This is a genomic window from Sphingomonas bacterium (assembly GCF_903644055.1).
In the GTDB taxonomy this organism is placed as follows: domain Bacteria; phylum Pseudomonadota; class Alphaproteobacteria; order Sphingomonadales; family Sphingomonadaceae; genus Sphingomonas_I.
On sequence record NZ_CAHJXD010000218.1, the window covers coordinates 1 to 11,672 of the forward strand.

Below are 11,672 nucleotides of genomic sequence, written 5' to 3' on the forward strand. Positions count from 1 at the left end.
CGCCGTCGGGGCGGGGCAGCGCCACCGAGGCGACCTTGTCGAGCCCCTCGATGCGCACGATCTCCTCGACGATATCGGCGATGCCCTCGACGTCGCGCCGCCAGCTCGGCACGCTGACCGTCCAGCCGCCGTCCACCCCGAAGCCCAGCGCGGCGAGGATCGCGCGCTGGCGATCGGCGGCGACGTCGATACCCGCGATCGCGCGCGTCGCGGCGGGATCATAGCGGAACGTCGTCCGCGCGGTCGGCGGATCGCCCGCCTCGATCGCCTCGCAGGCATCGCCGCCGCAGATGTCGAGCACCAGCCGCGTCGCGATCGCCAGCCCGTCGCGCAGGAAGCCGGGATCGACCCCGCGTTCGAAGCGCGCGCGCGCATCGCTGGTCAGGCCGAGCTTCTGGCCGGTGCGCGCGATCGTCGCGGGCGTGAAGTAAGCGCATTCGATCAGCACGTCGGTGGTCGTCTCGGAGACGCCCGACGCGGCGCCGCCCATGATGCCCCCGATGTCGTGGACGTGGGCATCGTCGGCGATCACCGTCATTTCGGCGTCGAGCGCATAGCTCTTGCCGTTGAGCGCTGTGAGCTGCTCGCCCGCAGCAGCCTTGCGCGCGACGAGCCCGCCCGTGAGCTTCGCCAGATCATAGACGTGCAGCGGGCGGCCGTGATCGAGCATGACGTAATTGGTGATGTCGACCAGCGCCGAGATCGCGCGCTGGCCCGCCGCGACTAGCCGCCGCCGCATCCATTCGGGCGAGGCGCCGTTGGTCACGCCCTGCACCGCGCGGCCGAACAAGGCGGGGCAGCCTTCCGTGTCGTGCGTGGCGATGGCGATCGGTGCTGCGTGCTCGCTGCGGATCGCGGGGATGTCGAGCGGCTTGAGCGATCCCAGCCCCGCCGCCGCGAGATCGCGCGCGATGCCGCGCACGCCCATGCAATCCTGGCGGTTAGGGGTGATCGCGACGTCGATCACCGGATCGCTCAGGCCCGCCCAATCGGCATAAAGCGCGCCGATCGGCGCGTCGGCGGGCAGCTCGACGATACCGTCATGCGCGTCCGAAAGTTCCAGCTCGCGGAGCGAACACAGCATGCCGTGCGATTCGACGCCCCGGATCGACGCGACCTTGAGCGTGACGTCGAGACCGGGGACATAGGCCCCCGGCGCCCCGAACACGCCGACCAGCCCGGCGCGCGCATTGGGCGCGCCGCAGACGACCTGGAGCGGTTCGCCCGCGCCGGTATCGACCGACAGCACCTGCAACTTGTCCGCCTGCGGGTGCGGTTCTGCGGTAAGCACGCGAGCGATCGTGAAGCTCCCGAGCTTGGCGGCGGGATCGGCGACCCCCTCGACCTCCAGCCCGATGCGGGTGAGCGCATCGACGATCGCGTCGAGCCCCGCCTCGGTCTCGAGATGCTCCCCGAGCCAGGACAAGGCGAACTTCATGCGCCGACCCCGCCCGACAGCGTCGGCACGTCGAGCGCGCGGAAGCCGTAGTGCCGCAGCCAGCGCAGATCGCCGTCGAAGAAGGCGCGCAGATCGTCCATGCCATATTTGAGCATCGCCAGCCGATCGACGCCGGTGCCGAATGCGAAGCCCTGCCATTCGGCGGGATCGAGCCCGCACGCGGCGATCACCTTGGGGTGGACCATGCCCGAGCCGAGCACCTCCATCCAGCCGCCGTTCGGACCTTCGGGGTCGCCGCCGATCACGCGCCGCCCCTTTTCGATCGAGAAGCCGACGTCGACCTCCACCGAAGGCTCGGTGAAGGGGAAATAGGAGGGGCGCAGCCGCAGCACGATATCCTCGCGCTCGAAGAAGGCCTTGAGGAAGGTCTCCAGCGTCCAGCGCAGATGGCCGAGATGGATGCCGCGATCGATCACCAGCCCCTCGATCTGGTGGAACATCGGCGTGTGCGTGGCATCGCTGTCCGAACGATAGACGCGGCCCGGCGCGATGATGCGGATCGGCGGCGGCGATGCGGTCATCGTGCGGATCTGGACGGGCGAGGTGTGCGTGCGGAGCAGCATCCGCCGGCCCTCGGCATCCACGTCGGGGAAATAGAAAGTGTCGTGCATCGCGCGCGCGGGATGCGTCTCGGGGATGTTGAGCGCGGTGAAATTGTGCCAGTCGTCCTCGATCTCCGGCCCGGTCGCGACCGCGAAGCCCAGGTCGGCGAAGATTTCGGCTAGCTCGTCCAGCACCTGGCTGACCGGGTGGACGCTGCCTTGCGGGGCGGGCGCCACGGGCAGCGTCATGTCGAACTTCTCGGCGGCGAGCCGGGCATCGAGCGCGGCGGCATCGAGCAGCGCCCTGCGCGCCTCGATCGCCTCGGCGACGTCGGCGCGCAGGCGCTGGATGGCGGGCGCCTTCTCCTGCCTTTCCTCCGGCGACAGGCCGCCGAGCGTCTTGAGCAAGGCGGTGATCGATCCCGATTTGCCGAGCGCACGCACGCGGATCGCCTCCAGCGCGGGCAGGTCCGCGCGGGAAATGTCCGACAGCAGTGGGTCGCGCAGGTGCCCGATCTCGATCATCTATCCGGTCCGTGGGGTCGGCCGCCCTTTGGCACCGGCCGGTCGCCGAGCGCAAGAGCATGGGTGCTGAGAGCCCCGTTTGAAACGCGCCTTTGGCGCGTTGGCGGCCCCGGCCCGCTCCCCCACCCGACCTCCCACAGAGTATCCTGATTGGGAGGTCGTGGGGTCCCCGCAAAGTAATACTTTGCGGGGTGCCCTCGGGTGGGGGTGCGGGCCGGTGCCGCCTGAAACTCGCTCTTCCGCGAGTTTCCAAACAAACGCTCAGCCGGTCGTTTTGACGTCGTCTTGTGGCGGCCCGATCACCTTCAGCGCCTTGGCCTGCACCTCGAAACGGAGCGGGCTTTTGAGCCGCACCACCTCGCCGTCGATCGCGACGCGGATCGATCGGGCATGCGCCTCGACCTCGAACGCGGCGACATCGGCGAGCGCGGCGAAATCGCGCTCGGGATCGGCGCGGCCGATCATCGCGCGCGCGGCGAGCGCCGCCAGCCGGAGCGGGGTGCCGCGCTCGACCGCATAGACCGAGAGCTTGCCGTCATCCAGCGCCGCGCGCCTGCCGACCCTGCCCAGCGTCAGCTCGTAGCGGTTGTTGCCGACGAACAGCATCGGCGTGCGCACCATCTTGTCGTCGCCCTCCAGCCGCAGCCGCAGGCGATGGTGGCGCGCGCGGCCGAGCACCACCCAGGCGGCGGGAAGGTTGGCGAGCCATTTGGGCAGGCCGCGCCGCGCGCGCGCCGCATCGCGGCTCTCGACCATGTCGGGATAGAAGCCGATCGAGGCGTTGTTGACGAAGGCGCGGCCGTTGACGCGGCCGAGATCGATCCGCCGCGTGTGGCCGGCGGCGATCAGCCTGGCGACCTGCGCGAGATCGCTGGGGATGCCGAGCTCGCCCGCGAGATGGTTGCGCGTGCCGAGCGGCAGGATCGCGAGCGCCGCCTCGCTCCCCGCATCCACCAAGGCGCCCGCCGCGCACCCGATCGTCCCGTCCCCGCCGCCGACGGCGACGAGGCCATGCCCGGCCGCCTTGCCGACCGCCTCGGCGATGTCGCGGCCCTCGATCGCACGGACCCTGGCGACGAGCCCCGCCGCCGCGAAGGCCTCGCTCAGCTTGGCCTCCAGCGCATCGCCAAGCTTGGACGCGGCACCGCCGGAGCGGTTGACGAAGACGGGGATCGGGGAGTTCATCACGCCGTCGTAACGCATGCGCGACCCATGCGGTCCAGGGTGGATGGCAGGTTGCGATGTCGTCGCGATATCCGGAAGGAGGTGGTCGGTTCTTGGTCCGCTTTCGGACGCGGGGGGAGTTGCCGTCGCGGTTTCACAACCGTTCGGTTGTGCGCCCGCCACAGGATGACTTGGCAGTGACATCGCCCTTAGGCGTCGCGATGTTCCTGGCATGGGCCAACCAGGGCAATAGACAAATTTAAGCGCGAGCCGGATACAACGGGCGCGCGCGACAAACCGCATCGCCGCCTGCCCGAAAACTATCCTTAGGAGAATAGAGGCTGAGCGAGTAAGCTTTACCCGACCTGGGAATGCAATGGCGGATGTAACGGCAAAATCAGACGCTCAAAAGGAGAGCGAAGCAGCAGTCGACACGTTCCGCCAGGAACTCGGCCCATTCGTCGTGGCTGCCCAAAAAACCCGGATGCCGATGATCTTTACTGACGTGGAGCCCGGCCATCCAGTCATCTTCGCGAACGACGCCTTCCTAAAGCTGACGGGTTACGCGCGTGAGGAAGTGCTCGCCAAAAGCTTCCAGTCATTGCTTGCCTTGGGGGTCGACTCGGAAACGATGCCGATCGTCGAAGCGGCTTTCGGCGGAGAGTGCGACCGCGACCCAGAGATTCATTATAAGCGCAAGAACGGTAGCGAATTCTGGGCGTCGATGTTCGTCAGCCCGGTTTGCGACGAGAGCGGTACGGTCGTGCAGCACTTCGTGTCGTTCGCCGACCTGACCGACCACCGGCAAGATAACGCCCGGTGTAAGATGTTGATCGACGAGCTTAATCATCGGGTCAAAAACACGTTATCGACGGTCCAGTCGATCGTCACCCAGGCGCTACGCCGCCCGGCCGAACCGGAGGCAATCCGCGAAGCGATCGAGTCGCGCATCCTTGCCCTATCGCGGTCGCACGACCTGCTCACTAACAGCAATTGGGAGGGCGCAGGCCTTCACGATCTGGTCGATACAGCCCTGCATCCGTTCGAGGTAGTCGCGGGCCACGGCGAGCGGTTCACGATCGTCGGCGACAATGTACATTTATCGCCCAAGACCGCGCTCTCGGTCGCGATCGCACTACACGAGCTTGCCACCAACGCCGTCAAATACGGCGCCTTCTCGAACGATGCGGGCAAAATCGCGATCGACTGGACGGTGTCTTCAGCGGTGGAAGATCGGCTCGTTCTGCGATGGCGGGAGCGCGACGGACCGCCGGTGACGCCGCCAACGCACAAGGGGTTCGGATCATGGGTCATCGAGCGCGGGTTGGCGCATGAGCTCGGCGGCAAGGTGACGCTCGAATATCTCAGCCACGGGGTGGCTTGCACGATCGACATACCGGTCCCCACGGAGGCGAACGAATGACTGCCCTTCTCGCTGGTCGCCGGATTCTTGTGGTCGAGGATGAGATGCTCGTCTTGATGCAAATAGAGACGGCGCTGGAGGAACTCGGCTGCTCCGCGATCTGTGCCGCAGCCAGCGTTGCCGAGGCCCTCGCAATGCTTGCTGGACAAAGTTTTGATGCGGCGATGATCGACGTCAACTTGGGCGGTGAAAAGAGCTATCCCGTCGCAGATATGCTGACGCGGCGCGGCATCCCGTTCGCGTTCTCGACCGGCTATGGCGATCATGGAAACCGCATAGACTTTAACGATCGGCCGACCCTCAGGAAGCCATATGTGCGCGCGGATTTGGTGGCAGTGTTCGAACAACTGATAGCCGACGAGCCTTTACCGGCGGCGGCATAGCATCATCCCCGGCCGCCGCACTTGCGCCTGCTTGCGGCCATGATCGATGACTGCGGCCAGTCGCTTTCAGTCTGCGCGGCAGCGGATGCGGACCTCCTGCCCGGGTTTCGAATATGCTGCCAGAAGTGGCGGAGCCCAATCGTTGGCATGGCGCACGACCGGTCGGTTTCGACACCGCCTCCCCGCCACGCTTTTCCGCAGAGTCGCGGGCGTCAGAACGCCGCGCCAGATGTCCACTCTCGGGATCGGATGATCGCTACCGCAATGACCGATTCTGGGCAGAAGCATCTTGACAGGGCGGAACATATCAGATACATGCTAATGGAACCATATCTGATTCGCTCGCTCTTTCTTAACGGAAATTGTCGCTGCGCCTGAATGAGGCAGAGCTATGGCGTTGGGGCGAAAGCCACAAAGGCCACGAAAGCCACAAAGGCCACGATCGCTGTGGCTTTCGGGATATCAGGCGCATCCTCGGCCGAATTTCTGATAGAATAGGCTCGGATGCAGCCCACAATGCAGACCTAGGCGATCCTCCCCTGGCAGGGGAGGTGGCTGGCAAAGCCAGACGGAGAGGTGACACGCTATCGAGAGGGCGACACCCCTCCGTCAGCCCTGCGCGCTGCCACCTCCCCTTTCAGGGGAGGATCATGATCCTGCGCAGACTTGCTCGACTTCGACTCCGGATGGCACCGCTGGCGGGTCGCTGACTGCCATTTCCCATCCCCAACGAAAAAGGCGCGGGCGGCTCGTCGCCGCCCGCGCCCTTCGCGCTGGTCGATAAGGGGGGAAGCCTCAGGCCGCCACCCGCGCTCCTTCGGGCAGGGCGGCCTTCGCCTGCGCGACGATCGCGCTGAACGTCGCGGCCTCGTTCATCGCGAGATCGGCGAGGATCTTGCGGTCGAGGTCGACCCCGGCGAGCTTGAGGCCGTGCATGAACACGCCGTAGGTCAGCCCCTCGGTGCGGACCGCGGCGTTGATGCGCTGGATCCACAGGCCGCGGAAGCTGCGCTTCTTAACCTTGCGGTCGCGATAGGCATATTGCCCGGCCTTCTCCACCGCCTGGCGGGCGATGCGGATCGTATTCTTGCGGCGGCCATAATAGCCCTTGGCATCCTCGAGGATGCGCTTGTGCTTGGCGTGGGTGGTGACACCCCTCTTTACGCGTGCCATCGATCAGCCCTCCTCAATTCAAGCCGTAGGGGGCCCAGAGCTTGACGCGCACCGTATCGGGCACGGCGAGCACATCGGTCCGGCGGTTCTGGCGGATATATTTGGCATTGTGGCTGATCAGCCGGTGGCGCTTGCCGGCGACTCCATGCTTCACCTTGCCGGTGGCGGTGAGCTTGAAGCGTTTCTTGACGCCGCTCTTCGTCTTGAGCTTGGGCATTTTCGTCTCCTCACAAGAGCGACGCATGCGGATGGCCACGGCAGCCCATGTTAGCCGGGCAATCCATCGATATCGCTGGAAGCGCGCGCCTATAGGCAAGGCTGCGCGATTTGGCAACCGGGCGGCGCGGCGCAAAGCCGTTACGGAACCGACTTCGATGCGCGGGGGTTAAGCGGGCAATGGCCGAACCCACGATCGCCGCCCCCGCGCGCCGCGCGCATCGCCCGCTCCACACCGCGCTCGCCAGCATCGCGGCGGTGCTCGCGACGCTCATCGGGCTGCTGTTCCTCGTCTGGCTGGTGCTGTTCGTCACGCGCGGACGCTTCCTCAAGCATACGTTCGAGCGCTATGCGAGCAGCTACAGCGAGCGCGACGTCAAGGTGGCGGGCGACTTCAACCTTTATTTCGATCCGATCGCGATCAAGTTCCTCGCCGAAGGGCTGACTGTTTCGAACCCGGCCTGGGCGACCAGGCCCAACCTCTTCCAGTCGAAGCTGATCGACACGCGGATCGAGACGATCCCGCTGATCTTCGGCAAGCAGCATATCGACTGGATCACGCTGACCGACGGCGCCGCCGACCTCGAGTGGGACAAGCAGCACAAGCGTAACACCTGGACGTTCTCGGGAACCACGCCGCTCAAATTGCCGCTGATCCGGCGCGCCGCGGTATCGGGCACGACGCTGCGCTACCGCGATCCGGCGACGCGGATCGAAGCCGATATCCGGTTCGATCCGATCAACGCCAGGGACAGCCGCTTCGCGAGCAACATCGGCTTTTCGGGCAAGGGCAGCGCGCGCGGCACGCCGTTCACGGTGTGGGGCAGCCAGAGTTCGCCCAACGAGGTGATGGCGGGCGGGCGCAACCAGTTCGAGCTGCACGCCGCCGCCGCGCGCAGCCGGCTCGACGTTTCGGGCACGCTGCCCGGCGCGACGGTGATCGAGGGCGCCGATCTCGCGGTCGCGGTGCGCGGCGCGAATCTGCGCGACCTGTTCGATCTCGCCGGCGTCGCGGTGCCCGATACGCGCGCCTACCGGCTGCGCTCGCACCTGACCAAGGCCGGCAACGAATATCGCTTCACCAAGTTGTCGGGCAATTACGGCACCAGCGATCTCGCCGGATCTCTGACCGTGTCGGTGCCCCCGGTCAATTCGGGCGAGCGGATGAAGCTGACCGCCGATCTCGCCTCGCATCGTGTCGACATGATCGATATCGGGCCGTTCATCGGCTACAATCCCAATGCGCTCGCCACCAAGGGCCCGAGCGCCGCCGCGACCACGCAGCACAAGAGCGCGGGCTATCCGCGCATCCTGCCCGATGCGCCGCTGCGCGTCGATGCGCTCAAGCTGTTCGACGCCGACGTCAAATATCGGGTCGCGCAGATCAAGCAGCCGTTCGTGCCGATCTCGAACATCCTGCTCGGGCTTACGCTCGACAATTCGCTGCTCAAGCTGTCGCCGCTCAACTTCGATATCGCCGGCGGGCATCTCGCGTCCGACATATCGATCAACGCGCGCCAGCCGCTGGTGGCGACCGATTACGACATCAGGCTCTCGACCACGCCGCTCGGCACTTTGCTCGCGCGCTTCGGCGTCAACCAGGCGGGCACCACCGGATCGGTCCGGGCGCGCATCAAGATGAACGGCACCGGCAATTCGGTGCGCGCGTCGCTGGCGACCTCGAACGGCCGGATCGCGGTGATCCTGCCCAAGGGGACGTTCTGGACGCAATATATCCAGCTCGCCGAATTCGACCTCGGCGTGTTCGTGCAGAAGCTGATGCAGGACAAGCTCAAGAAGCCCGTCCAGATCAATTGCGGGCTGATCGGCTTCACCGTGCGCGACGGCATCGCCGCCGCCGATCCGGTGCTGATCGATACCGACAAGAATGTGATGACCGCGAAGGGCGGCTTCTCGTTCAAGGACGAATCGATGAGCCTCGCCTTCCGCGCCGACGCCAAGAAGCTCAGCCTCTTCTCCGGCCAGTCGCCCGTCGGCATCGGCGGCCATTTCGCGCAGCCCGCGATTCAGATCGTCACGCCGCAATTGCTGACGCGCGCGGGCGTCGGCGTGGCGCTCGGCATCGCCTTCCCCCCGGCGGCGCTGCTCGCCTTCGTGGATCCGGGTGATGCCAAGGCGGCGGCGTGCGGGCCGGTGCTCGCGGGCGCGAACGCCGCGGCGCAGCGGACGGCCAAGGGCGATGTCCGCAAGGACATCGGCGGCGGCAAGACCGCCGACGTCCAGGCGCAGAAGAAGCCCAAGAAGATATTGGGGATTTTCTGACGGCTTGCCGGCTCGCCGGCGCGGGCCGGCATATCTGCGGCCGGGGAGAACGCCTGTTCCGGAGATCCCAGCTTTCGCTGGGATGACGGTCTGGGGTGGAGGCCAGCCATCCCCCGCATTCCCCCGCCTTGCCGCCCGCCGCCGTTTCTGTATCGAACGGCGGAGCAGGAGACGGATCGATGGCGTTGCGCAAGCTGGTGGCGGGCAATTGGAAGATGAACGGCACGCGCGCCGCGCTCGGCGAGATCGCGGCGATCGAGGCCGCCGCCGCCGGGGCCGCCGGGATCGACGTCGCGATCTGCCCGCCGTTCACGCTGATCGCCGCCGCCGGGCAGCAGGTGTCGAAGGTCGCGATCGGCGGGCAGGATTGCCACCATGCCGCCAAGGGCGCACACACCGGCTGCATCGCCGCGACGATGCTCGCCGATCTCGGCGCGCGCTACGTGATCGTCGGGCACAGCGAGCGCCGCACCGACAATGGCGAGGACGATGCGCAGGTGCGGGCCAAGGCCGAGGCGGGGATCGCCGCCGGGCTGATCGCGATCGTCTGCGTCGGCGAGACCGAAGGCGAGCGCGACGAGGGCCGCGCGGGCAGCGTCGTCGGCGCGCAGCTCGACGGTTCGGTCCCTCCCGCCGCGACCGCCGCCCAACTGGTGGTCGCCTATGAGCCGGTGTGGGCGATCGGCACCGGGCGGACGCCGTCCCTGGACGATGTCGCGGAGATGCATGCGCTGATCCGCGCCAAATTGCTCGCGATCCTCGGGCAGGAAGGGGCCGGCGTGCGCATCCTCTACGGCGGATCGGTCAAGCCCGACAATGCCGCCGCGCTGATGGCGATCGCCGACGTCGACGGCGCGCTGGTCGGCGGCGCGAGCCTGACCGCCGCGCAATTCGCGCCGATCATCGAGGCGGCGGCGGGAGCTTGATGCGATCCAGAAGCTGGATCGGGCCGGTGCCGCCATCCGCGTGAGCGGATCACATAAATGACGGCAGCCGCAATGCCCCGCCCGTTGCCGCGCTGCCTCGGCACGATCGGCATGCTGTTCCTGACGCTGTCGGCGATCTCGCCCGCATCGTCGCTGTTCATCATCGTGCCAGGAATGTTGCTGGGCGCGGGGACGGGCGCCTTGTGGGCGTTCGCGATCGCCGGGCTGGTCTGCCTCGCCACCGCTTATGTCTATGCCGAGCTCTCGTCGGCCTTTCCGATCGCGGGCGGCGAATATGTCATGGTCGCGCGCACGCTAGGGCCGCTGCCGGGCTTCGTGATGCTGGTGGTCAACGTGTTCAACAACATGCTTTTCCCGCCGGTGGTCGGGCTGGGGGTAAGCGCGGTGCTGGCGGACGTGATCCCCGGCCTGCCGCAGGTGCCGACCGCGATCTTCGTGGTCGCGGGATCGACCCTGTGCGGATTGCTCAACATCCGGATCAACGCGCTGGTGACGGGAGCCTTCCTGCTGATCGAGCTGCTCGCGCTGGGGCTGGTGATGCTGCTCGGGCTGCTCCACCCGGCGCGCGCGCTGGTGCCGCTGCTGGCGCATCCGGCGATGCCCGCCGGCCAGGTGCTGGTGCCTGCATCGACGCCAGCGATCGGGCTCGCCACCACCGTCGCGATCTTCGCGCTCAACGGCTATGGCATGGCGGTCTATTTCGGCGAGGAAATGCACGAGGCGCCGGCCAGGATCGCGCGCGTCGTGCTGATCTCCTTTGTCGGCGCCTTGCTGTTCGAGCTGCTGCCGACGCTCGCCGCGCTGATCGGCGCGCCCAATCTCGGCGCGCTGCTCCGCGCGGAGGATCCGTTCGGCGGCTTCGTCGCGACGCTCGGCGGCCGCCTGCTCGCCGGAACCGTGGCGATCGGAGTGGCGGTCGCGATCCTCAACGCGGCGATCGTCATCGTGCTGGGATCGGCGCGCTTCCTCTACAGCACCGGGCGCGATCGCGTCTGGGGCGGGCGGGCCGATCGCTGGATCGCCATGCTCCACCCGCGCTGGCACAGCCCGTGGGTGGCGACGCTCGCCAACGGCGCGGTGGGGATGGGCGCCTGCCTGATCAGCCTCAAATTCCTGCTGATCCTCAGCGGCGGCGGGCTGATCGTCACTTATGCGGCGATCAGCCTGGCGGCGATCGTCGGGCGGCGGACCGGCGGGACCGCGCACGGCCGCTACCGGATGCCGCTCTATCCGCTCGCGCCCCTCTTCGCGCTGGCGGCGCTGGCCTATGTCATCTGGACCAACTGGCTGGATATCGAGGAGGGGCGGCCCGGCCTGATCGCGACGGGCGCGCAGATCATCGGCGCGGTGCTTTATTACCGGCTGGTGCTGCGGCGGCGCGGCGCGTGGATCGTCCACGATCCCGGAGCCCCGTCCGAACAAGGCTCGCCGCTCCGATCGGCCGCCGCACGGCTTTGAGGCTGTGCTGTTAAAGAGGAAGCGTCACCCCGGCCTTGAGCCGGGGTCCCGCTGCCTGCCGACGTTGAAGAAGAAGCGGGACCCCGGCTCAAGGCCGGG

The 11,672-nt window shown here is 67.2% G+C and carries 10 protein-coding genes; 5 read left to right on the forward strand and 5 right to left on the reverse strand.

The features are described 5' to 3' along the window. From pheT to HUU94_RS09640, 3 genes are all read right to left on the reverse strand, one after another. Window positions 1-1,438: phenylalanine--tRNA ligase subunit beta (pheT, locus tag HUU94_RS09630; RefSeq protein ID WP_174274870.1), on the reverse strand; the 1,438-nt coding region annotated here is incomplete at its 3' end. Next, window positions 1,435-2,526, reverse strand: a complete 1,092-nt coding sequence (gene pheS / locus HUU94_RS09635; protein WP_174274871.1) for a phenylalanine--tRNA ligase subunit alpha — start codon at window positions 2,524-2,526, stop codon at window positions 1,435-1,437. The genes pheT and pheS, both read right to left, overlap by 4 nt. 261 nt (window positions 2,527-2,787) lie before the next feature. Then, window positions 2,788-3,729 carry a diacylglycerol/lipid kinase family protein gene (locus HUU94_RS09640; RefSeq protein WP_174274872.1) on the reverse strand — a complete coding sequence of 314 codons (942 nt, stop codon included), beginning with the start codon at window positions 3,727-3,729 and terminating at the stop codon, window positions 2,788-2,790. A gap of 337 nt (window positions 3,730-4,066) precedes the next feature. Here HUU94_RS09640 and HUU94_RS09645 point away from each other — a divergent pair, with 337 nt between their 5' ends. Further along, complete coding sequence (locus HUU94_RS09645) at window positions 4,067-5,113, forward strand: HWE histidine kinase domain-containing protein (protein ID WP_174274873.1); 1,047 nt, start codon at window positions 4,067-4,069, stop codon at window positions 5,111-5,113. Then, complete coding sequence (locus HUU94_RS09650) at window positions 5,110-5,496, forward strand: response regulator (protein WP_174274874.1); 387 nt, start codon at window positions 5,110-5,112, stop codon at window positions 5,494-5,496. The genes HUU94_RS09645 and HUU94_RS09650 overlap by 4 nt, the downstream gene beginning before the upstream one ends. A gap of 795 nt (window positions 5,497-6,291) precedes the next feature. Here the strand turns inward: HUU94_RS09650 and rplT are convergent. Next, window positions 6,292-6,669 (reverse strand): 50S ribosomal protein L20, encoded by a 378-nt coding sequence (gene rplT / locus HUU94_RS09655; protein ID WP_174274875.1) that lies wholly within the window; start codon window positions 6,667-6,669, stop codon window positions 6,292-6,294. 13 nt (window positions 6,670-6,682) lie between these two features. Beyond that, the gene (rpmI, locus tag HUU94_RS09660; RefSeq protein WP_174274876.1) at window positions 6,683-6,886 is read right to left on the reverse strand and encodes a 50S ribosomal protein L35; all 204 of its coding nucleotides are present in this window, start codon (window positions 6,884-6,886) and stop codon (window positions 6,683-6,685) included. A 179-nt stretch (window positions 6,887-7,065) separates the two neighbouring features. Between rpmI and HUU94_RS09665 the strand changes: the two genes are divergently transcribed. The 3 genes from HUU94_RS09665 (at window position 7,066) to HUU94_RS09675 (ending at window position 11,573) form a co-directional block, all read left to right on the forward strand. Continuing rightward, window positions 7,066-9,168, forward strand: a complete 2,103-nt coding sequence (locus HUU94_RS09665; RefSeq protein WP_174274877.1) for an AsmA family protein — start codon at window positions 7,066-7,068, stop codon at window positions 9,166-9,168. A 179-nt stretch (window positions 9,169-9,347) separates the two neighbouring features. Then, entirely contained in the window at window positions 9,348-10,094 is a 747-nt protein-coding gene (tpiA, locus tag HUU94_RS09670) for a triose-phosphate isomerase (protein WP_174274878.1), read from the forward strand. A 57-nt stretch (window positions 10,095-10,151) separates the two neighbouring features. Then, window positions 10,152-11,573, forward strand: a complete 1,422-nt coding sequence (locus HUU94_RS09675) for an APC family permease (RefSeq protein WP_174274879.1) — start codon at window positions 10,152-10,154, stop codon at window positions 11,571-11,573. Window positions 11,574-11,672 lie beyond the last annotated feature (99 nt).

Excerpts from the sequence above, each read along its gene's own strand:
- pheS (WP_174274871.1), bottom strand. The coding sequence starts at position 2,526 with ATGATCGAGATCGGGCACCTGCGCGACCCACTGCTGTCGGACATTTCC.
- HUU94_RS09640 (WP_174274872.1), bottom strand. The coding sequence starts at position 3,729 with ATGCGTTACGACGGCGTGATGAACTCCCCGATCCCCGTCTTCGTCAAC.
- HUU94_RS09645 (WP_174274873.1), top strand. The coding sequence starts at position 4,067 with ATGGCGGATGTAACGGCAAAATCAGACGCTCAAAAGGAGAGCGAAGCA.
- HUU94_RS09650 (WP_174274874.1), top strand. The coding sequence starts at position 5,110 with ATGACTGCCCTTCTCGCTGGTCGCCGGATTCTTGTGGTCGAGGATGAG.
- rplT (WP_174274875.1), bottom strand. The coding sequence starts at position 6,669 with ATGGCACGCGTAAAGAGGGGTGTCACCACCCACGCCAAGCACAAGCGC.
- rpmI (WP_174274876.1), bottom strand. The coding sequence starts at position 6,886 with ATGCCCAAGCTCAAGACGAAGAGCGGCGTCAAGAAACGCTTCAAGCTC.
- HUU94_RS09665 (WP_174274877.1), top strand. The coding sequence starts at position 7,066 with ATGGCCGAACCCACGATCGCCGCCCCCGCGCGCCGCGCGCATCGCCCG.
- tpiA (WP_174274878.1), top strand. The coding sequence starts at position 9,348 with ATGGCGTTGCGCAAGCTGGTGGCGGGCAATTGGAAGATGAACGGCACG.
- HUU94_RS09675 (WP_174274879.1), top strand. The coding sequence starts at position 10,152 with ATGACGGCAGCCGCAATGCCCCGCCCGTTGCCGCGCTGCCTCGGCACG.